25 protein-coding genes, 1 pseudogene and 1 riboswitch are annotated in these 23,616 nt (G+C 64.4%); of the genes and pseudogenes, 14 read left to right on the top strand and 12 right to left on the bottom strand.

Annotated features, from left to right (window positions below; translation table 11 throughout):
* Positions 1 to 129 precede the first annotated feature (129 nt).
* The gene (locus tag CK220_RS03385) at positions 130 to 777 is read right to left on the bottom strand and encodes a hypothetical protein (protein ID WP_095810139.1); all 648 of its coding nucleotides are present in this window, start codon (positions 775 to 777) and stop codon (positions 130 to 132) included.
* 181 nt (positions 778 to 958) lie between these two features.
* On the opposite strand from CK220_RS03385, the gene ftsE reads away from it, so the two are divergent.
* The 3 genes from ftsE to CK220_RS03370 all read left to right on the top strand — a co-directional run bounded on the left by ftsE (position 959) and on the right by CK220_RS03370 (position 3,513).
* Complete coding sequence (gene ftsE, locus CK220_RS03380; RefSeq protein WP_027167480.1) at positions 959 to 1,618, top strand: cell division ATP-binding protein FtsE; 660 nt, start codon at positions 959 to 961, stop codon at positions 1,616 to 1,618.
* On the top strand, positions 1,611 to 2,600 hold the full coding sequence (locus tag CK220_RS03375) for an ABC transporter permease (RefSeq protein WP_095810138.1): 990 nt from the start codon (positions 1,611 to 1,613) through the stop codon (positions 2,598 to 2,600). The genes ftsE and CK220_RS03375 overlap by 8 nt, the downstream gene beginning before the upstream one ends.
* A gap of 223 nt (positions 2,601 to 2,823) precedes the next feature.
* On the top strand, positions 2,824 to 3,513 hold the full coding sequence (locus CK220_RS03370; protein WP_245428937.1) for a YdcF family protein: 690 nt from the start codon (positions 2,824 to 2,826) through the stop codon (positions 3,511 to 3,513).
* Here CK220_RS03370 and CK220_RS03365 read toward each other — a convergent pair.
* Positions 3,510 to 4,130: a pyridoxamine 5'-phosphate oxidase family protein gene (locus CK220_RS03365; protein ID WP_095810136.1), complete on the bottom strand. Its 621-nt coding sequence runs from the start codon at positions 4,128 to 4,130 to the stop codon at positions 3,510 to 3,512. The two genes, CK220_RS03370 and CK220_RS03365, sit on opposite strands and share 4 nt — an antisense overlap.
* 102 nt (positions 4,131 to 4,232) lie before the next feature.
* Here CK220_RS03365 and CK220_RS03360 point away from each other — a divergent pair, with 102 nt between their 5' ends.
* Both CK220_RS03360 and CK220_RS03355 read left to right on the top strand, forming a co-directional pair.
* On the top strand, positions 4,233 to 5,135 hold the full coding sequence (locus CK220_RS03360; RefSeq protein ID WP_095810135.1) for a LysR family transcriptional regulator: 903 nt from the start codon (positions 4,233 to 4,235) through the stop codon (positions 5,133 to 5,135).
* An 82-nt stretch (positions 5,136 to 5,217) separates the two neighbouring features.
* Positions 5,218 to 6,012 carry a 1-acyl-sn-glycerol-3-phosphate acyltransferase gene (locus tag CK220_RS03355; RefSeq protein WP_095810134.1) on the top strand — a complete coding sequence of 265 codons (795 nt, stop codon included), beginning with the start codon at positions 5,218 to 5,220 and terminating at the stop codon, positions 6,010 to 6,012.
* A 7-nt stretch (positions 6,013 to 6,019) separates the two neighbouring features.
* Here CK220_RS03355 and CK220_RS03350 read toward each other — a convergent pair whose 3' ends face one another.
* The 3 genes from CK220_RS03350 to CK220_RS03340 form a co-directional block, all read right to left on the bottom strand.
* Positions 6,020 to 6,640: a LysE family translocator gene (locus CK220_RS03350; RefSeq protein ID WP_095810133.1), complete on the bottom strand. Its 621-nt coding sequence runs from the start codon at positions 6,638 to 6,640 to the stop codon at positions 6,020 to 6,022.
* Positions 6,641 to 6,782: 142 nt separating this feature from the next.
* Positions 6,783 to 7,730, bottom strand: coding sequence for an aldo/keto reductase (locus tag CK220_RS03345; protein ID WP_095810132.1), 948 nt, complete (start codon positions 7,728 to 7,730; stop codon positions 6,783 to 6,785).
* Positions 7,731 to 7,848: 118 nt separating this feature from the next.
* On the bottom strand, positions 7,849 to 8,379 hold the full coding sequence (locus tag CK220_RS03340) for a gamma-glutamylcyclotransferase (RefSeq protein WP_095810131.1): 531 nt from the start codon (positions 8,377 to 8,379) through the stop codon (positions 7,849 to 7,851).
* Between the two features lie 124 nt (positions 8,380 to 8,503).
* Here CK220_RS03340 and CK220_RS03335 point away from each other — a divergent pair, with 124 nt between their 5' ends.
* On the top strand, positions 8,504 to 9,502 hold the full coding sequence (locus CK220_RS03335) for a DUF2125 domain-containing protein (protein WP_095810130.1): 999 nt from the start codon (positions 8,504 to 8,506) through the stop codon (positions 9,500 to 9,502).
* Between the two features lie 7 nt (positions 9,503 to 9,509).
* Complete coding sequence (locus CK220_RS03330; RefSeq protein WP_095810129.1) at positions 9,510 to 10,457, top strand: sugar kinase; 948 nt, start codon at positions 9,510 to 9,512, stop codon at positions 10,455 to 10,457.
* Between the two features lie 110 nt (positions 10,458 to 10,567).
* Here CK220_RS03330 and CK220_RS03325 read toward each other — a convergent pair whose 3' ends face one another.
* Positions 10,568 to 11,506, bottom strand: a complete 939-nt coding sequence (locus tag CK220_RS03325) for a prephenate/arogenate dehydrogenase family protein (protein ID WP_176478972.1) — start codon at positions 11,504 to 11,506, stop codon at positions 10,568 to 10,570.
* A 6-nt stretch (positions 11,507 to 11,512) separates the two neighbouring features.
* The gene (gene hisC, locus CK220_RS03320) at positions 11,513 to 12,616 is read right to left on the bottom strand and encodes a histidinol-phosphate transaminase (protein WP_095810127.1); all 1,104 of its coding nucleotides are present in this window, start codon (positions 12,614 to 12,616) and stop codon (positions 11,513 to 11,515) included.
* Positions 12,617 to 12,753: 137 nt separating this feature from the next.
* Positions 12,754 to 12,831: riboswitch (SAM riboswitch) on the top strand.
* A gap of 91 nt (positions 12,832 to 12,922) precedes the next feature.
* On the opposite strand from hisC, the gene CK220_RS03315 reads away from it, so the two are divergent.
* From CK220_RS03315 to CK220_RS03295, 5 genes are all read left to right on the top strand, one after another.
* Entirely contained in the window at positions 12,923 to 14,092 is a 1,170-nt protein-coding gene (locus CK220_RS03315; protein WP_095810292.1) for a homoserine O-acetyltransferase, read from the top strand.
* Positions 14,093 to 14,183: 91 nt separating this feature from the next.
* On the top strand, positions 14,184 to 14,798 hold the full coding sequence (gene metW / locus CK220_RS03310) for a methionine biosynthesis protein MetW (RefSeq protein ID WP_095810126.1): 615 nt from the start codon (positions 14,184 to 14,186) through the stop codon (positions 14,796 to 14,798).
* Positions 14,795 to 15,565, top strand: coding sequence for a Stf0 family sulfotransferase (locus tag CK220_RS03305; protein WP_095810125.1), 771 nt, complete (start codon positions 14,795 to 14,797; stop codon positions 15,563 to 15,565). Before metW ends, CK220_RS03305 begins: the two co-directional genes overlap by 4 nt.
* 118 nt (positions 15,566 to 15,683) lie before the next feature.
* Positions 15,684 to 16,673: a glycosyltransferase gene (locus CK220_RS03300; RefSeq protein WP_095810124.1), complete on the top strand. Its 990-nt coding sequence runs from the start codon at positions 15,684 to 15,686 to the stop codon at positions 16,671 to 16,673.
* A 203-nt stretch (positions 16,674 to 16,876) separates the two neighbouring features.
* Entirely contained in the window at positions 16,877 to 17,812 is a 936-nt protein-coding gene (locus tag CK220_RS03295) for a glycosyltransferase family A protein (RefSeq protein ID WP_095810123.1), read from the top strand.
* 42 nt (positions 17,813 to 17,854) lie between these two features.
* Here CK220_RS03295 and CK220_RS03290 read toward each other — a convergent pair whose 3' ends face one another.
* The 3 genes from CK220_RS03290 to CK220_RS03280 all read right to left on the bottom strand — a co-directional run bounded on the left by CK220_RS03290 (position 17,855) and on the right by CK220_RS03280 (position 21,405).
* Positions 17,855 to 18,652, bottom strand: coding sequence for a DUF1194 domain-containing protein (locus CK220_RS03290; protein WP_095810291.1), 798 nt, complete (start codon positions 18,650 to 18,652; stop codon positions 17,855 to 17,857).
* 51 nt (positions 18,653 to 18,703) lie between these two features.
* Positions 18,704 to 20,515: an ABC transporter ATP-binding protein/permease gene (locus tag CK220_RS03285; protein ID WP_095810122.1), complete on the bottom strand. Its 1,812-nt coding sequence runs from the start codon at positions 20,513 to 20,515 to the stop codon at positions 18,704 to 18,706.
* 107 nt (positions 20,516 to 20,622) lie between these two features.
* Positions 20,623 to 21,405: a methyltransferase domain-containing protein gene (locus CK220_RS03280; RefSeq protein ID WP_095810121.1), complete on the bottom strand. Its 783-nt coding sequence runs from the start codon at positions 21,403 to 21,405 to the stop codon at positions 20,623 to 20,625.
* Between the two features lie 99 nt (positions 21,406 to 21,504).
* Between CK220_RS03280 and gloB the strand changes: the two genes are divergently transcribed.
* Both gloB and CK220_RS03270 read left to right on the top strand, forming a co-directional pair.
* Positions 21,505 to 22,272 carry a hydroxyacylglutathione hydrolase gene (gloB, locus tag CK220_RS03275; protein WP_095810290.1) on the top strand — a complete coding sequence of 256 codons (768 nt, stop codon included), beginning with the start codon at positions 21,505 to 21,507 and terminating at the stop codon, positions 22,270 to 22,272.
* Positions 22,273 to 22,280: 8 nt separating this feature from the next.
* Positions 22,281 to 22,712 carry a cupin domain-containing protein gene (locus CK220_RS03270; protein WP_095810120.1) on the top strand — a complete coding sequence of 144 codons (432 nt, stop codon included), beginning with the start codon at positions 22,281 to 22,283 and terminating at the stop codon, positions 22,710 to 22,712.
* Here the strand turns inward: CK220_RS03270 and CK220_RS03265 are convergent.
* Positions 22,709 to 23,380 (bottom strand): lysoplasmalogenase family protein, encoded by a 672-nt coding sequence (locus tag CK220_RS03265; RefSeq protein ID WP_095810119.1) that lies wholly within the window; start codon positions 23,378 to 23,380, stop codon positions 22,709 to 22,711. The genes CK220_RS03270 and CK220_RS03265 overlap by 4 nt on opposite strands.
* Positions 23,377 to 23,565, bottom strand: a pseudogene (locus CK220_RS03260) (EamA family transporter); the annotation flags it as partial. The pseudogene CK220_RS03260 and the gene CK220_RS03265, both read right to left, overlap by 4 nt.
* Between the last annotated feature and the right edge of the window lie 51 nt (positions 23,566 to 23,616).

Genomic DNA, 23,616 nt, shown 5'->3' with positions numbered 1-23,616 from the left:
GTCGAGATTCAGGTTCAGGCCGAGCCCAAAATAGTGGATTCCGAGAACCGGAACGGAGCGAGTACGTGAGCACCCTAAGCGTAGGAAACCACTATTTGCAGGCCGGCATCACCTGAAATATCGATGCACCTACCCGGCGAACGTGACCGATATGGCCTTCACGCCGTTTCTAGGCACATCGAGCCGGCTGGAAAAGCCGAATCTTTCGCCGGGCGCCAGCGAGCGGTTGGATGTCCCCAGCCTGTAGCGGACGACATTGCTGGCATTGTCGGTGACGCGGATCTCGAGCGGCGGCAGCGACTCCGCCCGTGCGCCGTCATTGGCGGCCTCACCGTCGATGAACAGGACGGGCTTCAGCCCCGACGCATCGATTCGCGACGTTACACCGGAAATGCTGAGCGCGCTTGCCGGCTGCGCAGCCGCCCAGAAGGGGCTCTGACGCACCAGAGCATGTCCGCCCGACACCCAGAAAGCCACGAGTACGGCGCCCACCCCGGCGGTCCAGAAGGCCGGACCGCCACGCGAGGCCGGCCGCGCTGGCGCGGCCTCTGGTTTGCGCAGCATGCCCATGCCTTCGATGGAGGGCATCGAGGGCGCCTGCGGCGGCAACGGCGCCCCGATTGGTGCCGAGCGAGCGGCGAATCGCGGCAGCACCACATAGTCGGCATCGACGATATCGGCGCGCGCGTCGAGCATGACGCGCTCCGGCGCCGCATTTGTCGCCGTGCCGGTCATGATTTCGCCGGAAACAGGGCGCGCGGTTCTATCCTCAGCCATTACGGCCCCAGTGCAATCTTCGTTGCTTTTGGGTAAACGCAAATGGTTAACGCTTCCCCACCGGAACGGCTGTTAAACGTCGAAAACGCGCAGAAATTAACCAACGATTAACCATGCCGGCCGATGGTCTTGGCAGAGAACAGGCCGGCGGGATGCCGCCTAAGGTTTCAGGTCGCCGAACGTGATCCGCTTCGAAAATGTCGGCCTCCGCTATGGCATGGGTCCGGAGATCCTCCGCGACATTTCCCTGCACATTCCGGAGCGCTCCTTTCAGTTCCTGAGCGGCCCCTCGGGCGCCGGCAAGACCACCTTGCTGCGCTTGCTCTTCATGTCGCTGAAGCCGACGCGCGGCCTGATCACCATTTTCGGCAAGGATCGTTCGCGCATCTCGCGCGGCGAGCTGCCGCTGCTCAGGCGCCGCATCGGCGTGGTGTTCCAGGATTTCCGCCTGCTCGACCACATGACCACCTATGAGAATGTGGCGCTGCCGTTGCGCGTGCGCGGGCGCGAGGAGGCAAGCTATCGCACCGACGTCACCGAGCTGCTGAAATGGGTTGGCCTCGGCGACCGCATGCATGTGCTGCCGCCGGTGCTGTCGGGCGGCGAGAAGCAGCGTGCTGCGATCGCTCGCGCTCTGATCGAGCAGCCGGAGATCCTGCTTGCCGACGAGCCGACCGGCAATGTCGATCCGCCGCTGGCGCGCCGGCTGCTGAGGCTCTTCATCGAGCTCAACCGGCTCGGCACTGCCGTGGTGATCGCAACCCACGACCTCGGCCTGATGGAGCAGGTCGATGCGCGGCGCATGATTCTCGCCGGCGGAAGGCTGGACGTCTATGACTGATCTTCCGGCCGAACACCTGCACGAGGAAGCCGTCGAGACGACGACTGCCGTTCTGCGCGTCCAGCGCAAGATGGCGCCGATCGTGCCGGCGCACAACATCGCCGGCCGGGCGCTGGTGCTGGTCATCGCCATCATGACGTTCCTGTCCTGCCTGACTTTCGGCGCCGTGACGCTGGTGCGCGACACCGCCTCGGTGTGGGAGAACCAGATCTCGCGCGAGGCGACGATCCAGATCAAGCCGGTCGATGGCCTCGACATGGAAGCAGCCCTCGCGCAGGCCTCTGAGATCGCCAGCGAGTTCTCGGGCGTGAAGGGCGCGAAGATCGTCGACCGCGATGCGACGGCGCGCCTTTTGGAGCCGTGGCTGGGCACCGGCCTCAACATCGATGAACTGCCGGTGCCGCGCCTCATCGTCGTCACCATTGACGAAGCCAATCCGCCCGACTTCGCCGCCATGCGCGCCGCGATTACGCCCAAGCTGCCGAGCGCCGCGCTCGACGACCATCGCACCTGGGTCGACCGGCTGGTCGCAATGGCGCATACGACGGTGACGATCGGCTTTGCCGTGCTGGCGCTGATATTGTCGGCGACGGTGCTGACGGTGGTGTTCGCCACGCGCGGCGCCATGGCCGGCAACGGCCACATCATCGAGGTCCTGCATTTCGTCGGCGCCGAAGCCCGCTTCATCGCGCGCGAATTCCGCTGGCATTTCCTGGTCACCGGCATGAAAGGCGCCGCCGCCGGAGGTGCCGTCGCTATTTTGGTCTTCATCGTCTTTTCCTGGTGGTCGTCGCGCAACATGGCGACGCCTGAGGCCGACCAGGCGACCGCGCTGTTTGGCAATTTCGCGATCGGCTCCGCCGGCTATCTCGGTGTCGGCCTGATGGTGCTGGTGATGGGCGCGCTGACGGCGGCGACCTCACATGCCACGGTCGTCGCCTATCTCAGCGATATCGACATCCGGCAGCCGGAGGCGGGCTGATGATGACGCGAAACCAACGCTGGCGCGAATGCAAAAGGTGGCAACTTGGGTTTCCGATGCGATCCGGACTCCACAAGTGCATGATCACGCAAGGGAAACTGCCGTAACGCAATGTGCGCCGTGCTATCTATGAAAGGCGACGTTTCAGAGTTAACCATTGGATGTTTTCAGGATTAACCTGGGGATGATGGACGCGCGGGACTCGATCGGAACGGCTGGACGGATGCCAGCGGCGCTTGCGCGCGGTGCTGCGTCTGCAAGGACCGGTCGTCTCAGATTTGCGCTTCGTCTCTGCGGTTTCTTCGTGCTTGCGCTGCTGGCGCTTTTCGCCGGCGGCTTCGGGTGGTTTGCCGGCAAGGTCAGCAACATGACGACGCCGGTCAATCCGGCCAGGGCCGACGCAATCATCGTGCTCACCGGTGGCCAGTCGCGCCTCGACGCCGCCATGGAACTGCTGGCATCAGGCAAGGGCGAGCGGCTCTTGATCAGCGGCGTTCACCCCACGGCCAGCCGCCGCCAACTGCAAGCGGCAATGGGCGGCGACAAACAGCTGTTCTCCTGCTGCGTCGACATCGACCGCGCCGCGCTCGACACGATCGGCAATGCCGAGGAGAGCGCCAAATGGGTGGAAAGCCACGCCTATGGCAGCATCATCGTCGTCACCAACAACTACCACATGCCACGCAGCCTGCTCGAGATGGGCCGGCTGCTGCATGGCGCGCGGCTTGAGCCCTATCCGGTGGTCAACACCAAGCTCGGCAATGGCAGCTGGCTGACCAAGCCGGAAGCGCTGCGCGTGCTGCTCACCGAATACAGCAAATATGTGTTGGCGCTGGCGCGCGGCATCGTTCCGCTTCGCCCGACCGCCGAGGGCGTCACGCTCGCCGAAGCCTCTACGGTGAGCAAGAACTAAGCTTCGCCAGACGCGCTGTTGCGCTGGCGTGCGATCTCCTGTTCCAGACCAGCAATGCGCCTATCCCGCTCGGCAAGCGCCGCGGCCACATCCGCCGCCTCGAAGCGCTGCGGGATGTGCTGGGGGCAATTTGCATCCCAGGCCGTCACGCTGAACAGGATCGCCTGCTCCGGCCGCGCCTTGTAGTTGGCCGGCACCAGTCTCGCCGTCAGTTCCGCATTATCTTCGACGACGCGCGCCGTGCCCCAGATCTTGATGCGCTGCCGAAGCATGTAGTCAATCAGGAACAGGAAGGCCTTGCGATTGTCTTGAAGATTGCCCTGGGTGATGAACTGCCGGTTCCCCGAGAAATCGGCAAAGCCGATCGTATGCTCGTCCAGCACCCTGAGGAAGCCGGCGGGGCCGCCGCGATGCTGGATATAGGGCTGACCTGCGCCATTGGCCGTCGCCAGGAACACGCTGGGCTGCGCCTCGATGAAGGCGGCGAGGTCGGGCGTGATCGTTGCCCGCCAGCCGCCGCGCTCCTCGACACGAGCGTAAGAGTCGCGCGAGCCCTTGCGGGACTGGATGGCCTTGACCGTAGGGGTAAAGGCGACATCGCTGGTGAAGGCGTCCATGCGGAGGTCCTCTGCCACAGTGGAACGACATTTTAGCCCCTTCCGAAATCCGGAGGTAGAAGGCATATTTGCAATCTATCCTTCCACATTTCGGAAGAATAAATGGATCGCCTCGACGCCATGTCCTTGTTCGTAGCCACGGTGGAGACCGGCAGCCTTTCCGCCGTTGCGCGGCGCGCCGGCGTGCCGCTCGCCACCGTCAGCCGCAAGCTCTCCGAACTGGAGAGGCACCTCAAGACGCGTCTGCTCAACCGCTCGACGCGGCGCCTTACCCTGACAGACGCTGGTCGTTCTTATCTCGCCGCCTGCCGCCGTATCCTCGATGAGGTGGGCGAAGCCGAGCGCGCCGCCGCTGGCGAATACTTGAGCCCGACCGGCGAGCTGGTAATCACTGCGCCGGTCGTCTTCGGTCGCTTGCATGTGCTGCCGATCGTCACCGATTTTCTGGCCGCCTATCCCGACGTCGACATCCGCCTGACGCTGTCCGATCGGATCACGCAACTCGTCGAGGAGCATATCGATGTGGCCGTGCGCATCGGCGAGCTGCCGGATTCGGCCATGGTCGCGGCGCGCGTTGGCCAAATCCGCCGCATCGTCTGCGCTAGCCCGGCCTATCTTGCGAAGCATGGCACGCCGTTCGAACTTCGCGGCCTTTCAGGCCACAACTGCATCACCTTCGAAGGGCTTGCCTCTCCTGCGACGTGGAGCTTCGGCACGGGCAAGAGCGAAACCGTGGTTCCGGTCCGCTCGCGGCTGCAGGTCAACACCGCCGAGGCAGCAATCGATGCGGCGATCGCCGGCCTCGGCCTGACGAGGGTGCTCTCCTATCAGGCGGACGCCGCGGTGCGCGCGGGCGCGCTTCATGTCGTGCTCGAGCCATTCGAGCCACCGCCATGGCCGGTCAGCTTGGTGCATGCCGGTCAGGGCCTGCTGCCGGTGAAGCTGCGCGCCTTCCTCGATTTCGCCGCGCCCCGCCTGAAGCAGCGGCTGGCGCGCTCGCTATGATGCGGCTCGACCGTCGCGCCGTTTCCTTTTTGCCCGCGCTTGGTGTAACCAACGCTCACTTCCACACCGGGCCCTTTCCCGCATGCTCATTATCCGCTCGCTGGCGTTCAACCTTGCCTTCTATCTCAGCCTGGTCGTCCAGATGATCTTCTGGACGCCCTTCTATTTCCTGTCGCCGCGCCACCACGCCTGGTTTGTGCCGAAATTCTGGTCGCGCACCTCGATGTGGCTTTACGACAAGATCGCCGGCACAAGGAGCGAAATCACAGGCGCCGAGAACCTGCCTGAAGGGTCCTTCATTCTGGCGCCTAAGCATCAGTCCTTCTGGGACGCGATCGCGTTTTTCCCTTATCTCGACGACGCCTTGTATATCCTGAAGCGGGAGCTGACCTGGATCCCCTTCTTCGGCTGGTACATCATGAAGATGCGCATGATCCCGGTCGACCGCGGCAGCCGCTCCAAGGCGCTGAAAGCGGTCGTAGCCGCGACCAGGCAGGAGATGGCGCGCAATCCCCGACAACTCATCATCTACCCGGAAGGCACCCGCCGCCCGCCGGGCGCCGAGCCGTCCTACAAATATGGCATCGTCGAGCTCTATACCCAGCTTGGTGTTCCCGTGGTGCCGGTCGCCCATGTCGCCGGCCTCTACTGGCCGCGCCGCAAGTTCATGCGTTATCCCGGCACCATCAAGGCCCGCTTCCTGCCGCCGATTCCTCCGGGGCTCGACAAGGAGGAGTTCATACAGCGGCTGATCGGCGAGACCGAAGCCGCCTGCGACGAGTTGCTGGTCGACGCCTCGCGCGCGCCGAACCCGCCACCCTTGCCGCCGACCGCGGTGAAGCGGCTTGCTGAGCTCGGCGCTGCAGCGAAGGCCTGAGCTCCCCTTACGGCAGCGCGGCCAGGGCAGTGGTCAGCACCAGCGCCGCCGCGAAGACGAGATTGATGATCCGCGACGCCAATGGATCGCGCAGCAGCCTCGCGAAAACGGTTCCAGCGAGAAGCCAGAGCACATGAATGGCGACGATCATCGCTGCGAGCACCAAAAGCTTGGTCGAAAGCCCGAGCCCGTCGACCGTGGATGAAGCTCCCGCGAATACCGCGCCGATCGCCACATAGGCCTTCGGATTGGCGACGGCGAGCATGAAGCCGCCGAAGAAGGTGGGACGCGCCGCCGCATTTCCACCTGCGGCAAGCGGCGGCGCCGTCGCGATCCTGAAGGCGAGATACAGGATGTAGAGGGCCGAAGCGACCGTCAGCAACGGCGCCAGCCCCGGCACCGAGGCGAGCACGCCGAATATGCCGGCGGCCACAACCAGGAGCACGGCGGTCGTTCCAAGCACGACGCCGGACGTATAACCCAGCGAGGGCCGCAGCCCGAAGGCGGCCCCTACGGCGGTGACGCTGATCGTAGCCGGGCCGGGACTGCCCATGACGACAGTCGCCGCCATGACCAGCACCAGCACCTGCTGCCAGGACTGCGCTTCAGACAGAACGTCTCCGACCATGCCGAACCTCAATTCCTGCCGCGATCGGCCAGGAATTATCGCGAGATTTCGGTAAGGTCTTGGACGATCGTGCGCTGGACCTGCTGCATTAAGGCATGTTGAGATCCAGGTCAGGCCGGCATCGCCTGAATCGACACGCGCCTTAAGCGCTGGCGCGATCGAGCGCTGCGATGTCGTCGGCGGAAAGCTTGAGCGATGCGGCGCGGATCAGGCTTTCCATCTGTGCGGGCGTCGTGGCACTGGCAATCGGCGCGGTTACACCCGGCCGCGCCATGATCCAGGCGAGCGCCACTTCAGCCTGCTTGGCCGAATGGCGCCCGGCCACGGCATCGAGAGCGGAGAGGATGCGCATGCCGCGCTCGTTGAGATACTCGGCCACGCCTCCGCCGCGCGTGCTTTGGCCGAGATCGGCCTTGCTGCGATACTTGCCGGTGAGAAATCCCTTCGCGAGGCCGTAATAGGTGATGACGCCGATATCCTCCGCCTTGCACAGGTCGAGCAGCGGGCCGTCCAGTGAAGAGCGATCGTACAAATTGTATTCGGGCTGCAGAACCTCGTAACGCGGCAGGCCCCGCAGGCTGGCGACATTGAGGGCCGCGCGCAATTGCCCCGCATCGAGATTGGAGCAGCCCGGATACCGGATCTTGCCCTTCTCGAGCAGGCGCTGATAGGCGCCGAGCGTTTCTTCATAAGGCGTGGCCGGGTCCGGCCAGTGCGACAGATAGAGGTCGATGACGTCGGTCTGCAGCCGCCTGAGCGATTGATCGACCGCCTTTTCGATATAGGCTGCGGAGAGGTCCAGCCTGCCCTGTCCCATGTCGGAGCCGACCTTGGTGATGACGACGATGCTGTCCCGGTTGCCGCGGCTCTTCATCCAGTTGCCGATGATGGTTTCGGATTCGCCGCCTTTGTTGCCCGGCGCCCAGCGCGAATAGGCGTCCGCCGTGTCGACGGCATTAAAGCCGGCCTCGGCAAAGCGGTCGAGCAGGTCGAAAGAGGTCTTCTCGTCGGCGGTCCAGCCGAAGACGTTGCCTCCAAGGACCAGCGGCGCGATGGAAAGGTCGGTGCGACCGAGACGTCGTTTCTGCAAGACTGATCTCCGTGATGCTGGGAAGGGCCTGGATGCCCAGAGGATGGATTGCGGCTAAGCTAGGTCGTGCCTCGCCTAGGTCAAAGGCATGGTTTTGCTTTTTGATCGGGCCAGATCTTCACGAAGGCGCGACCTGGCGCCCCACCTCTTCCAGCCAGTGGTCGCGGATGCCGAGCGCCTTCAGATGCTCCACCGTGCTCAAGACATAGTCTTCGTTCCTGCCCGATTGGCCCACGGCGCCGCGCACGACTTTTGCCGCATGCCCGGCGTCGAGCCCGCCGGCATATTGCTCATGCGCGCGGTCGACGATGTAGGCGACCGCTTCGACCGTTCCGCCTTGTCCCGCCCCATCCAGCCGGACGTCGAGGGTGCGCTCGAGATAGACGCTGGTCACCAACTCGCGCTCGCGCAGATAGGAAAGCACCTCATCGCGCAAATTGCCGGGGACACGATAAGCGAGGCCGATGCAGGAGCCGCCGCGGTCGAGGCCGAGCACCAGGCCCGGCCGCTCACGCGTGCCGCGATGGACGAAGGAATAGACGCAGAGCGCCCGGCGAAAGCCGTAAAGACGGGCGCGCCGCGTCTCGACATGTGCGAATCCCGGCCGCCAGATCAGCGACCCATAGCCAAAAACCCAAAAATCGCCCATATCGCCAAGCCTGATTGCATTCGAGTGACGACATCGCACCGGTAAGGTGTTTCTTCAGTCCCCGCTTGTCGTGCGTAAGAACAACAGCCCGTTCGCCGCATGAGGGGTTAACGAGAGCCGCAGCATGACGTCAAGTGACGAGCGATTGCGCAAACCTCGCCGCCGGCTGTTCTGGCTTGCGGCGTTCATCCTGGTGCTGTTCGCGCTATACAGCGGCGGATGGTTCTATCTGGCAGGCCGGGTCAAGGGCGAGGCGGAGCGGGCCGTGGCCGAACTCGGAGGCAAAGGCATCAAGGCCGACTGCGCAAGTCTCGCGGTCAGCGGCTATCCGCTGAGCTTCGCTGTCTCCTGCGACAGCCTGGCCTATCAGGACGATGCCAGGAACGTAGCGGCATCGACCGGCGACTTTAACGCCGTCGCTCGGATCACCCAGCCTCTGTCGCCCGTGGCGAATCTGCGCGGGCCGTTGCGGACCGTGGCGCCGGGCATGCCGCCACTTTGGCTCGACTGGGACAAGCTGCACGCCACGGTTAAGCTATCATGGCCGCTTCCGCGGCGCCTTTCGCTTCAGGCGGAGGGGCTGTCCGGACAGACCGATCCGGCCGACGATACCGATCCCGTGCAGCTGTTCAGCGCCGGCCAGGCGGCCGGCCAGCTGCAGCCGAACGGCCAGGACCTCGTCTATACCGGCAGCTTTGGCGATCTGAAGATCGACGCCGACGCGATCGGCGGACGCGTGCTGCCGGAACTCGACGGCGCCGGCGAAGCGACAGTGAAGAACGGCGTCGCGCTGATCAAGGCGCCGCCGAAAAGCCTGCGCGGCCAGTCGGTCGACATCGCCAGGCTCGACGTGTCATCGGGAGCGGCGCGCGTGACTGTGTCCGGGCCGATCTCGATCGACGCCGACGGCCTGATCGATGCAAATCTGTCGATCAAGCTAAAGGACCCCAAGGCCGTAGCGGCCATCCTCGCCGGGGCGATTCCCGAGCACAAGAGCGAGATCGAGCAGGGTTTTGCCGGCATTGCCATGCTCGGCAACGAACCGTCCATGCCGCTCAAGATCGTGAAGGGCAAGGCTTCGCTTGGCTTCATCCCGCTCGGCAAGATCAAGCCGGTCGACTGAGACTGCGATGGCCGGACCGATCAAACTGCTCAGCGTCGGCGCGTTCACCCTCGACACGATCCTGCGTGTCGAGACGCTTCCCGCGCATCAGGGCAAGTTCATCGCCAGCGACGGTGTCCAGATCGCCTCCGGCATGGCGACGAGTGCGGCCTGCGCCGCGCATCGCCTCGGCGCCAACGTGTCGCTCTGGGCGAGCGCGGGAGACGATGCGGTCGGCGACCGGCTGATCGCCGAGATCGAGGCGGAAGGCGTCGACTGCAGCCTGGTCCGCCGCGTCGCCGGCGCGCGCTCGGCACTGGCCGCGATCCTGGTGGATGCCCATGGCGAGCGCATCATCGTGCCGTTCTATGACAGCAGGGCGCAAGCCGATCCCGACACGCTGCCGCTTGCCGATCTTTCCGCCTTCGACGCCGTGCTGGTGGACGTGCGCTGGCCGGGCGCCGCCGCGCTTGCCTTGGCGGCCGCGCGGGACGCCGGCCGTCCGGCGATCCTCGACGCCGACACCGCGCCGGTCGAAGTGCTGGAGCGGCTCTTGCCGCTGGCCTCGCACATCGTCGCCTCGGAGCCGGCGGCGCGGATCGTCTGCGGCCATGCGCTCGATCCGGAAAGCGCATGCGCCGATCTCGCCTCGCGCACTGACGCCTTCGTCGCGGTGACGGGCGGCGCTGCCGGAACCTGGTGGCATGATCGGGGAGCCGGCCGCGTCCGCCATGTCGAGGCGCCGAAGGTCAAGGCGATCGACACGCTCGCCGCCGGCGACGTCTTCCACGGCGCCTTCGCCGTCGGCCTTGCCGAAGCCATGCCGCCCGAGCTGGCGCTGCGCTTTGCCAGCGCCGCCGCCGCGCTTAAATGCCTGCGCTTCGGCGGCCGGCTCGGCGCTCCGGACAGAGCCGAGACAATGGCTATGATGGCGGCGCACTGGCCTCCATCGGAACAGATCGAGCAAAAGGCCTAGAGCATGATGCCGAAAAGTGTGAAGCGGTTTTCGGACGACATCATGCTCTATCTTTTTGATTTAGAGCCGGATTCAGATTTCAGGCCGATTCGACCTGAAATCATCCGGCTCTAGGGCTTGGCCCCCGGGTGCTCTACGGCCTGACGGCCGAAATCCGGCACATCGATATCCTGGCCGGCCTCGATGATCGAGCGGCGGATGGCGCGCGTGCGCGTGAAGAGGTCGAACAGCTTTTCGCCGTCGCCCCAGCGGATCGCCCGCTGCAACGAGGCCAGATCCTCAGAGAAGCGCGCCAGCATTTCCAGGATCGCATCCTTGTTGTGCAGGCACACGTCCCGCCACATGGTCGGGTCGGAAGCGGCCAGTCGGGTAAAGTCGCGAAAACCGGAAGCGGAATATTTAATGACTTCCGTCTTGGTCACCGATTCCAGGTCGTCGGCGGTGCCGACGATGTTGTAGGCGATGATATGCGGCAGATGCGAGACGATGGCCAAGGTCATGTCGTGATGCTGCGGGTCCATCGTATCGATGTTGGAGCCGCAGCGCCGCCAGAATTCGGAGAGCTTTTCCAGCGCCTCCGGATCCGTGCCCGGCAGCGGCGTGAAGATGCACCAGCGGTTGTCGAAGAGATCGGCGAAGCCGGCATCCGGCCCGGACTTCTCCGTGCCCGCCAGCGGGTGGCCGGGGATGAAATGCACACCGTCGGGCACATGCGGCTGCATTTGCGCGATCACCGAAGCTTTGGTCGAGCCGACATCGGTGAGGATCGCGCCTTTCTTCAGCGCCGGCGCGATCTCGGCCGCGACCTCGCCGGACGAGCCGACCGGAACCGAGACGATGACCAGTTCCGCGTCGCGCACCGCCTCCTTGGCCTCGGCCGTGTAGGAATCGCCGAGACCGAGTTCCTCGGCCCGCTTGAGCGTCGATTGGCTGCGCGTCGCGATAGAGATATGGCGCGCCAGGCCTTCACGGCGGATAACGCGGGCGAGCGACGAACCGATCAGGCCGATGCCGACCAGCGCTATTCTTTCGAACATCGGTGCTGTCATGATGCTTCAGCTTTTCAGGAATGTCTTGAGCGCATCGACGACGCCGCGATTGGCCTCCTCGGTGCCGATGCTCATGCGCAGCGCGTTGGGAAAGCCGTAGCCGGTGACGCGCCGCAGGATGTAGCCGCGCGCGCTGAGATAGTCGTCCGCGACCGCTGCCGCATGCTTTTTTTCGTCGGGAAAATGGATCAGCACGAAATTGCCGACGCTGGGCGTCACCCGCAGCCCGAGCCCGGTCAGTTCCTCGCTGACCCAGGCAAGCCACTTCTCGTTATGCGCCACGCTGCGCTCGATATGGGCGCGGTCCCGGATGGCCGCGATGCCGGCCTCGATCGCGGTAGCATTGACGTTGAAGGGGCCGCGCACCCGGTTGATCGCATCGACGATATGCGCCGGTCCGTACATCCAGCCGATGCGTGCGCCGCCGAGGCCGAGCTTGGAGAAGGTGCGGGTCATGACCACGTTCTCGGAGCTCCCGGCCAGCTCGATGCCGGCTTCATAGTCGTTGCGCCGCACATATTCGGCATAGGCCGCGTCGAGCACCAGGAGCACGCTCTGGGGCAGTCCGGCATGCAGCCGGCGCACCTCCTGGAACGGCACGTAAGTGCCGGTCGGATTGTTGGGGTTGGCGAGGAACACGATCCGCGTCGCCGGCGTCACCGCGGCGAGGATCGCGTCGATATCGGCGCGCTCGTCGGTCTCGTTGACCGCCACCGGCTTGGCGCCGGCGGCTTGGATGTAGATCTTGTAGACCATGAAGGCGTGTTCGGTGAACACGGCCTCGTCTCCGGGCGCCAGATAGGTCTGCGCCAAGAGGCCCAGGATCTCGTCTGAGCCATTGGAGCAGATGATGTTTGCCGGATTTAGGCCGTACACCTCGGCGATCGCCTCGCGCAACCGGCGGGCGGAGCCGTCGGGATAGACGTCGAGCTTCGCCGCCACCTCCCGGGCGGCCTCGATCGCTTTCGGCGAGGGCCCGAGCGGATTCTCATTGGATGACAGCTTATGGACCTTCGTTACGCCGGCCGGCGCGGTGCTTTTACCCGGCACATAGGCCTCGATGTCCATGATGCCCGCGCGGGGCGTCGGACGTGGCTGATCCTGCTTCATGTCACAAATCCGTCGAGAGGCCCTGGTTCGAGGCCGCAGCGGAAATACAGGCCGTGGCCCCGAATGTCGAGTGCCGGTGCGCTCGCGCCAGTAGGCAGACCGTTGACGAAGCGCTGCGCTGGCCCTAGAAGAACAGCCGGATCTCCCGTGGTGATTTGGCCGGTCGGCTTGCAGCCACGTTAAACAATTCGCTAAAGGGCCGTTTGCAACCTGTAACCGGCTTTGCGAAGGCAGGCCGGTTTTTTGTTGTCCGTTGCCGGCCGGACGCCGTATCGCGAGATCGATGCGGACTGGATGGGGAATGCAATGGCCGCTCAGCGCGCTCCAAGGACCAACAACGAAGCCGACCAACCGTCGAGCCCGGTGTTGCAGTTCGGTCCCGACAAGCCACTGAAACTCGATGCGGGGACGGTGTTGTCGCCGTTCCAGGTCGCTTACCAGACCTACGGCGCCCTCAACGACGCCCGCTCCAATGCCATCCTCGTCTGCCACGCGCTGACCGGCGACCAGCATGTCGCCAGCACGAATCCGGTGACCGGCAAACCGGGCTGGTGGGAGGTGCTGATCGGCCCCGGCAGGATCATCGACACCAGCCGCTTTTTCGTCATCTGCGCCAATGTCATCGGCGGCTGCCTCGGCTCCACCGGCCCGGCCTCGACCGATCCGGCGACAGGCAGGCCCTATGGGCTCGACCTGCCGATCATCACCATCCGTGACATGGTGCGGGCGCAGCTGATGCTGGTCGATCATTTCGGCATCGAGAAGCTGTTCTGCGTGCTCGGCGGCTCGATGGGCGGCATGCAGGTGCTGCAATGGGCCGCAAGCTACCCGGAACGCGTCTTCTCCGCATTGCCCATCGCCACCGGCGCCCGCCATTCCTCGCAGAACATCGCTTTCCACGAGGTCGGGCGGCAGGCCGTCATGGCCGATCCGGACTGGCACGGCGGCAAATATCTCGATTTCGGCAGACGGCCGGAAAAGGGACTCGCCGTGGCGCGCATGGCGGCGCATATCACTTACCTCTCGGAAGCAGCGCTGCACCGCAAGTTCGGCCGCAACCTGCAGGATCGCGAGGCGCTGACCTTCGGCTTCGACGCCGATTTCCAGATCGAAAGCTATCTGCGCCATCAGGGCATGACCTTCGTCGATCGCTTCGACGCCAACTCCTACCTCTATCTGACCCGCGCGATGGACTATTTCGACCTCGCCGCCGACCATGGCGGACGGCTGGCCGATGCCTTCGCCGGCACCAAGACGCGCTTCTGCCTGGTGTCGTTCACAAGCGATTGGCTGTTCCCGACCGAGGAAAGCCGCTCGATCGTACATGCGCTGAACGCCGCCGGCGCCTCCGTCTCCTTCGTCGAGATCGAGACCGATCGCGGCCATGACGCGTTCCTGCTCGACGAGCCGGAACTGTTCGCGGCCATCAACGGCTTCATCGCTTCCGCCGCCCGCGCCAGGGGGCTCAGCCTATGAGCGGCGCGCGATCCCTTTGTTTTAGCCGCATTTTTGCGACGCCAAGCGAATTCCGCTTGGCTGCAAATGCTCTAAGGCCGCAGGTGTTCCCATGAGCGTCAATCGTGCCCAACGCGTCGATCTCGAGGTTATCAACGATCTCATCCCGTCGCATTCGCGTGTCCTCGATGTCGGCTCGGGCGACGGCCTGTTGCTGGAGCTTCTCCAGGAGATCAAGCAGGTCGACGGCCGCGGACTGGAACTGTCGCAGCGCGGCGTCAACGAATGCGTGGCGCGCGGCCTTTCCGTCGTTCAGGGCGATGCCGACAAGGACCTCGAATTCTATCCCGACAAGGGCTTCGATTTCGTCGTCCTGTCGCAAACCCTGCAGGCGACCCGCAACCCGAAACTGGTGCTCGACGAGCTGCTTCGAATCGGCAACCGCGCCATCGTCTCCTTCCCCAATTTCGGCCATTGGCGCGTGCGCTTCTCGCTGCTGATCAAGGGCAGGATGCCGGTCACCAAGGACCTGCCCTATTCCTGGTACGACACGCCGAACATCCATTTCTGCACCATCCGCGACTTCGTCAATCTGTGCGAGGAGCTCGGCGCGACGGTCGAGAAGGCGACCGCGCTCGACGCCAACGGCCAGAAGATCGGCCTGTCCATGCCCTGGTGGTTCTGGAACTTCTTCGGCCAGCAGGCGGTGTTCTTGCTGAAACGATGATCTCGATAGATCTCTTTCGCGGCCGGCCGGCCGTGGTTCAAATCCCGTCGGAAATTCTGTCGGAGATAAGCGCTGGAATTCTTGTCTGCACTTCGCCGCGTACCGGCAGCAACCATCTTGCAGGACTGATGGCTTCCGCCGGGCTGGGCAATCCACTGGAGTGGTTTGGCGGGCGCCGGCTGCTCGAACTGCCAGACTATCCGCGCGATCCCCGAGCGCAGCTTCTGAGGGCGCTGACGGAGGGACGGTGCTCTTCCGGAATCTATGCGATCAAGCTTTTTGCGAGTCAATTCGCTCAACTTGCCAAGAAGGTGAACCTGCCCGCCAGCCTTCCCAACCTTCACTATGTGCGCCTGACGCGTAGCGATCTGCTGGGTCAGGCGATCTCATGGGCGCGTGCGCGCCAAACCCGCAGATTCCGCTCTACCGAGGTCAATCGCGCATCCCCACGCTATGATGGTGAGGCTATCGCCGAATCGCTTGAAAAGATTCTGATGGAAAATCTGGCGTGGGATGGGTGGTTCGCGAAAAACGGGCTGCCTTTCCTTGCGCTGACTTACGAGCAGGTCCAGCAAGACCCGAGAGGAAGTCTCGAGAAAATTGCCCAGTTGGCCGGTGTGAAGCCTGTCTGGGGAACGAACCTCGGGTCAGGTCTCGAAGTCCAGCGCGACGCGACCAATGACGAATGGAGAGAACGCTTCCTGTCTGAATATGCCGACCCGTCGAGCTTCCGGCACGGAAAAAAGCGGGGCTTCTTGAAGATTTAAACTGGAGGCTCATGCGATCGAAGCGCAAATTTGCAAATAGAATGGCACCGAGAATCGGTTGACGGCATACTCCGCAGGGCTATAGCGACTGTACCGGCAAAACTGGTGGTGATTATCTATGGCTGAACACCCGATCTATTCGATCATCGTGGAGATGGAGAACGCCAAGTCCATCGACTGGGACGAGATCGGCCTGGGGCTGAAGTCCCTGGCGCGAGAAATCGCGATTGTTTCCGCTGCCGGTTTTACAAGGCCGAAAGTAGTCGTGTCGCATGGCGGGCCCGATTCGGACGCCAGCTTGCTGCAAGCGAGCATTGAAGCGGAAGCGCCTCAGTTAATGCAGGTTGCCGACCTGACAATCGCAGCTTGCCCCGGCGGCCGCTATTACGAGCTCAAGAACAACGGCGTACCTTTGACCGAAGGAGACATCGTCGTTTTCCTGGATTCGGATACCGTCCCTCAGCTAGGTTGGCTTTCAAATCTGCTGCAGCCGTTTCAACAGCCGCAAACGGTCTGCGTGAACGGGCATACCTACCTGTCCTACGACGACTTCTTCTCGAGAACCTTCGCCTTGATCTGGTTCTTCCCGATGGCCCGTGGAGACGAAAGATTCGCCTCCAAGCGGGCGATCAACGCCAACAATGTCGCCTTCCGGCGAGATTGGATCGCCAGCCACCCTTTTCCGGCCCACAACGGCTTCAAGGTGTCCTGCACGCTGCTGATGCACCAGCTTCGGCGCGAGGGCCACAAGATCGTCAACGTCGATGCGCGCGTCTATCACTACTCTCCGCGCGGCTGGCGGTTCTTCTATTGGCGCGCGTTGGTGACCGGCAGGGATGCCGACCGCAAATTCGTCGCGCTTCATGCCCCCAGTCGCAGCCAGCGGATCGTCAAGTCGTTCAGTCGCTGGTGGACCATGTCGTGGCGCACGACGCGACGCGTGCTCAGCCACGCGCCGCAAACGGGTATGCCGCTCTGGCAGATCCCGTTTTCACTGGCGGTAGGCCTGGCCTTTTATACCTTGGCCTTTCTTGGTCATTTCAGCCTCGCTGCCGGTCTCGTGAGCGACGAGATCGAAACCGTGCCTGACTATGTCGGGCATAGTTGAAGGATAAATCGCCGCGAAGTGTGGCTTGCAAACCGCATGACTTTGAGGAAACACGCTCTGAACTTGACCCGGACGCGACGCCTCAGGTGACATAGGCGGCTCTTTTCTGTAGCGTTTGCCGAATCCATCCGGGGGCGGACATGGAGGGCAAGTGGTGCGAGCTTCTTACGGTCATCGTTTATCTGCCCCATAACGAAAGTTAGATGCCGACTGCCTCCGACACAGCTCCGCTGATCACCGTGATCACGCCGACGCACAATCGGCGAAGCCAGGTCGTGCGCGCGGTGGAAAGTGTTCTTGCCCAGACACTTACCCGCTTCGAACACATCATTGTCGACGACGGTTCGACCGACGGAACGGCCTTGGCGCTCGCCGAGATTCGCGATCCCAGACTGATCTATGTCGGCGCGAAATGGCGCGGCGCCAATGCCGCGCGCAACGCGGGCATCGAGCGCGCGCGGGCGCCGATCGTGACCTTCCTTGATTCGGACGATGTCTATCTGCCGGACCGCCTGGACCGGACGCTGTCGCACTTCGACAAGAACCCCTCGCTCGAAGTGCTGATCAGTTCCTTCATCTCGGTCAAGGGCGGCCGCAGCACCAAATGCATCAATCGCCAGGCCTTGCTCGACAAAAGCAGGCTGCAGCGCGCCCTGGTCTCGCAGACGATTTTCATCGCCGGCTCGGCGATCACCGCGCGGCACGAATCGCTGCTTGCGATCGGCGGCTTTGACAGCGACATCACGCGCATGCAGGACCGCGAATTGCTGCTGCGTTTTGCCAACCGCGGCGGCGCCTTGCTGTCGGATGATATCGACTGGAAGAAATACAATTCGGAAAATTCGATTTCCGGCCGGCGCGACGGCTATGTCGAGGCCTACGCCAACCTGATCGGCAAACACCCTTACATTGCCGACCGCTATCCCGAGGTGCCGCCCTACATGATCGCGCGGCAGATCATCGCCGACATATTGAAGGGCAGGCTGCCGCAGGCATTTTCGGGTTATCTCGCCAATCGGTCGTCAAAGGCGCTCGGCTACTCGCCAACCGAACTGCTGCGCGGCTATGTTGTCGGCCGGCGCTGGCGCCGCGATTGCTATGACGAGTTCCGCGCCAAATACGGCGCCCGGGCGGCCTGAGGCACAGCGCGGCGTTCTGGCCGAAACAGTGCAAATTGTACCTCACCGGTCCAGCTCCGGAAAATACGGATCGGAGAACCGCTGCCGCAGCCGTTCGCCAAGCAGACAGTCGATCGGCGCCTCCGCGTCGACGCGGATCTCTCCGGCGTCGCCGATGCCGCTCACCTCCTGGATCAGCTTGCGGCGGATAGCCGTCGAGAATTCCGACGCCGCATAGATCGGCAGCACGAACGAACCGGGGCCGCCGGTGACGCAATCGGCATAGTAGCGGTCGAGACGGGTGACGCTCGGCGACGGACTGATCAGGATCGGCAGGCCGTTGACCACGATGCCCTTGGCCAAAGCCGCATCACGGATCATCGCGACGGGCAGCCCGGCATTGTTGGGCCCATCCCCCGATACATCGATGACCCGGCGCGGCGCCGAATAGCTGTTTTTGTCCAGAAGCCCGGCGCCGAACCCGATAGCGCCGGAAATCGAGGTGCCGCGAAAGCTCCGGAACGGACGACCCGCGACCTTGTCGGCGAAGGCGTTGGCGCTGTCCGCGCCGTCGATCACTTGCCAGCCAATCACGCCGTCGTCGCGCACGACGCCCGCCCATTCGAAATAGGCGAGCGCGATGCGGCCCCTCGGGCCCGAGCGCACGGCGCTGATGAAGTCGGGATGGCGTAGCGCCTCGACATAGCCGGCGCGCTGCAGGGCGAACTCCCCTTCGTCCATCGATTGCGAGATGTCGACGGCCAGCACGAGTTCGACATCGACGGCAGTGCCGCCGATTGCAGGCATTGGCGCGGCCTCGGCGCAGGCAAGGCATGCAAGCAGGCTGAACAGCTTGAGCATGGCAGGCTCCACTACGCCGGGATTCTTCCCGGCGATCGCGGCGAAATAAAGCTATTTCTTGGCGCGCGCGGCAGCAGGCGGGGGTTCGATCGCCCCGGCGCGAAGACGGGCCGGCTTGAGCGCCGATCCGCCGCTGTCCTTGACGATGGTGAGCGCGCGCGGGAAGAACTGGTTGTTGTGCAGACCGCGCCCGATATTGAGGATGGCGGCGTGCGGCAGTCTGGCCTGCAGCATCGCCAGCACGCGCCGCAGCGTGGCGCCGTCGAACGTATCCAGCGCTTCGTCGATGATCACCCAGTTCGGCTTTCTCAGCGCCAGCCGGGCAAAGGCGAGCAGCCGCTGCTCGTCGTCGGCCAGCTCATGCTCCCAGCGCGCCGAGCGGTCGAGCTGGGATGACAGGCGCCCGAGTCCGACTTCGCCGAGCACGGCGGAAATCTCGGCGTCGTCGATCTTGGCGCCTTCGGCATGGTTGAGCACGTCGCGCAGCGTGCCGAGCGGGAAATAGGGCGTGCGCGGCACGAAGAAAGGTGTCTCTCCGGCCGGCATGCCGATGCGGCCGCCGCCCCATGGCCAGAGGCCGGCGATGGCGCGGAAGAACAGCGTCTTGCCGGCGCGCGGATCGCCGGTGATCATGACGCGCTCGCCGGCTTTTATCTCGACCTCCGTCTCGGCAAGCCTGGTGCACCCGTCGGGCGAGGCGACTTCGAGCTTGCCGAAGGTCAGCGTGCCATTCGCGTTTTCGCCGAACGCGATACGCTTTTCCTTGGCATGCAGGATGTCCGTTTCGCCGAGCGCGATGCGGAAGTCGGCGACGCGCATCAGCGTTGCCCGCCAATCGGCGATGGCGCCGATATTGTTGATGAACCAGCGCAGCGAGGAATTCACCTGGTTGAAGGCGCCGACCGCCATCATCAAACCGCCGAAGCTGATGTCACCCGCGAAATAGACCGGTGCCGCGACCAGGATCGGCGCCACCACGGTGATCCAGCCATAGGCGTCGGTAACCCAGGACAGGTTGATCTGGGCGCTGTAGATGCGCCGCATAGCGCCGAGCACGCTGCCGAGGTCGAGCTCAAGCTGCCGCCTGGCATCCGCCTCGCCATGGGCGAGCGCGATGGCGTCGACATTCTCGTTGACGCGGACCATGGAGGAACGCAGCACGGCCTCCCGCGTGTAGCGATCGCTGTTGAAGCGGATCAGCGGCCGGCCTACCAGCCAGCTCAGCCAGGAGGCAATGCCGGCATAGAGGATCGCCGCCCAGACCATGTAGCCCGGTATTTCCAGCGAATGGCCGCCGACATGGAAGACGAAGCCGGAAGAGAGCTCCCACAGCACGCCGATGAAGGACACCAGCAGGATGAAGGATTGCAGCAGGCCGACGCCGAGATCGGTCGACAGGTCGGAGAGATGCCCCGCGTCCTGCTGCATGCGTTGGTCGGGATTGACGCCGATCGCGCCCGCATGGGTGAGCCGGAAGGCACGCGCCGGCCGCATCCATTCATCGATCAGGTCGAGCGTCAGCGCCTCGCGCAACTTCAGCCGGATTGTCTGGTTGAGCCAGGTCTGGCCGACATTGAGCACCAGGAGGCTGCCGGCGATTGCGGCAAACACCATCAGCTGATGCAGGAAGCCCGGCAGGTCGCGCCGCGCCAGGGCATCGTAGAAAGGCTGGTTCCAGCGGTTGAGCAGCACCTGCCCGATCGAGGTCGCGACGATGACGCCGACAATGCCGATCGAGGCCCACAGGAGCCGCCTGCGCACCGGCGATATCTTCAGCCCCAGCCTGATCGCCGCCAGCTGGTCTGAGAGGCTGCTCGACTCGACCGAGAACGCAGCCTGTTCGATACTGGGCGTGTCATCCATATGCGAGATCCCTGCTGTCGGGAACGGTCGTCGGCGTCGATGCCGCACTCCGAACCCGCCCCTGAGATAGGGTGACGATCGCCATGCGACGCAAGGCTTGGCCCCGATCACGAACGCGTCATCCGCCTGCCCGGCGGCACTGGGCCGGCGGCCCGGCGCCCGAGCGTCGTTGCGCCCTGTGGCGAGAACACCGGCACGAAGACGCGGCGCGAGGCGCGCTGCGCGACAGGCACGCCCTGGTAGAGCCGCTTCTGCGCTTCGACGACGATGACCCCGGAAAAGATCGGCCAGAGCCGCCGGCCGGCGCGCTCCAGCACGTTGTGGAACTGCATCATGGAGCGCCGCGGCGATGGCGGGAAGAACAGCGCGTCCGACCATGCGGCCGGCGTGAAATTGGCCTCGCGCAGCAATTCGGTGAGCTGGCCGCGCGAGAACGGCCGGCCGTTGCCGAAGGGTGTGTGCTCGAAACGCGCCCAGACGCCGCGCCGGTTGGGCACGACGATGACGACCCTGCCCGCCGGCGACAGCACGCGCCAGATCTCGTTCAGCGTCTCGCGCGGATTTTCGACATGTTCGAGCGAGTGGACGAGCAGCATGCGGTCGATGCAGGAATCGACCAGCGGCAGCTCCTCGTCGAAGACCAGCGCCGTCGCCGTCGGTCCCGTCGCCGGCCAGACCACCGCCCCTTGCGTCGCCGGCATGAAAGCAAAGACGCGCTCGGCATCGGCCCCGAACCGCTCCAGCCACGGCAGCGTGTAGCCGAGGCCGACCAGGCGTTCGTTCGGAACGGTCGCCCATATCGACGACAGCGACATGGTGATCGCGCGCTCGGCGAGGCGCCCGAGCGTGGTCGAATAGAAGGACCGGAGATCGACGATATCGGAATGCATGCGCCGGACGGTAACCGCGATATCCGGCGAGTTCAACAAAGGCGGATGACAGCGGCGGCCGGGCGCCCTATGTCTGCGGCCATAACGGAGAGCGACGAGATGCCGGTCGAAATCGAACAGTTCATGTGCCGCACCGACAATTTCGGCGTGCTGGTGCATGACCCCAGAAGCGGGCAGACGGCGATCATCGACGCCCCGGAAGAAGCGCCGATCCTGGCCGCGATCAAGCGCACCGGCTGGACCCCGACGATGATCCTGACCACGCATCATCATGGCGACCATGTCGAGGCCAATCTGTCCCTGAAGGAGCGCTTCAAGCTCACCATCGTCGGACCCGAGGCGGAAAAGGCGAAGATCCCCGGCATCGACGAGACGGTCAGCCAAGGTTCCGTCATCCGCCTCGGCGAGGAAGAGATCGAGGTCATCGAGACGCCTGGCCATACCGCCGGCCATGTCTCTTACCATTTGCCGGCCTCGAAGGTGGCCTTCACCGCCGACACCCTGTTTGCCCTGGGCTGCGGCCGGCTCTTCGAATGCAAGCCGCCGGTGATGCACGAATCGCTGAAGAAGCTTGCCGCCCTTCCGGCCGAGACCGTCATCTATTGCGGCCACGAATACACATTGGCCAACGCGCGTTTCGCGCTGACCGTCGACCCCAGCAATTCAGCTTTGAAGGAGCGCGCCGCCAGGATCGAGAAGCTGCGCGCCGACAACAAGCCGACGCTGCCGACGACGATCGGCGAGGAACTGTCGACCAATCCGTTCCTGCGCTCGCATGACCCGGCGATCCGCAGGCATCTCGGCATGGAGAGGGCGAGCGATACGGACGTGTTCGCCGAAATCCGCAAGCGCAAGGATAATTTCTGAGCGCTCCTGTGACCAGCGCCGCCGAAATCATCGCCACGCTCGGCCTCGAGCCGCACCCTGAGGGCGGCTGGTATGCCGAGACGTTTCGCGACGCGGAGGCTGGCACGCGCGGCCATTCGACCGCGATCTATTTCCTTCTGGAGCATGGCCAGCATTCGGCCTGGCACCGGGTCAAGGACGCGGCGGAGGTCTGGCATTTCTATGCCGGCGCGCCGCTGGCGCTCGCCATGCATGAGGAAGGCTCCGGCACCGTCGTCGAACATCTATTGGGCGCGGCACTCGCCGCCGGCGAGCGGCCGCAGATCGTGGTCCCGGCCGGCTGTTGGCAGTCGGCGCGCAGCCTCGGCGAATGGACGCTGGTCGGCTGCACGGTGGCACCGGGCTTCGATTTCGCCGCCTTCGAGCTGGCCGAGCCGGGCTGGCAGCCGAAAACAGCCTAAGCCAGCAGGAAACCAAGCGTGATGCCCAGCTGGGCTGTATAATAGAGCACCCAGACCGCGTAGCGCATCCAGAGGCGATGCGGCGAGATCGCGGCCAGCGGGAAACGCTCTGCCGCCAACAGCCCGTCCGATATGATGAAAAGCACGGCTCCGGCGATGACCCAGGGAAGGAAGGTCGTAAGCGCCGAAACACCCATGGCGAGGATCGCCCCGGCATAGACGGCGACCGGAACGCGCAGGGCAGGTCCGACGCGCCGCCAGAGGGCGCCGACCATCACGATAACGAAAACCGCCAGCGCCAGCGCAATGGCGCCGCGCCAGGACTCGGCGGTGAGAAGACCGATTCCGCCACCGGCGTTCAGCAACAAGGCGACATAGGCGACATGCGCAGCAAGAAAGCTCGCCAGCCCGCCAAGGAAGGCCTTTTCACCGTCTTGCGAGAGGAACGCGTCGCCGGCGGCGCTGAGCGCCAACGCTGCGACGAGCAGCGGCGGACCGCCCTGCATGACGGCGAGCGCCGCCAGCAAGGCGACGGCCAGCGTCTTCGCGGCGGAACGCGCGAGGCGCGGCGACAGCTCGAGCGCAAAAACATAGATCGCGGCGGCGGCGATCGAGAACAAAAGCGTCGCATTCGGATTGGCGTCGATGCCGCCCGGAAACGGCATCATGCGCGCGCTCCGCCGGTCGTCGCCTTGCGCAGCAAGAGCGACTTCGCGGCGAGCGCCGCTCCGCCGGTGATGAGCACGCAGGCCGTGACGATGCGCAGCGACGGCTCGGCAACGCCCGCCGCGATCAGCACCAGTGTCGACAAAAGCGGCGCGGCACAGCTTGCCGCCCCCAGCACCTGGATGTCGATCAGTGTTGCGCGCCCCATGCCTATCCCCGGCGGCGCGCGGTGGCGCCC

Origin of the sequence: Mesorhizobium sp. WSM3860, from assembly GCF_002294995.1 — a bacterium.
In the GTDB taxonomy this organism is placed as follows: Bacteria; Pseudomonadota; Alphaproteobacteria; order Rhizobiales; family Rhizobiaceae; genus Mesorhizobium.
This window is presented reverse-complemented; position numbering and strand designations above follow the sequence as displayed.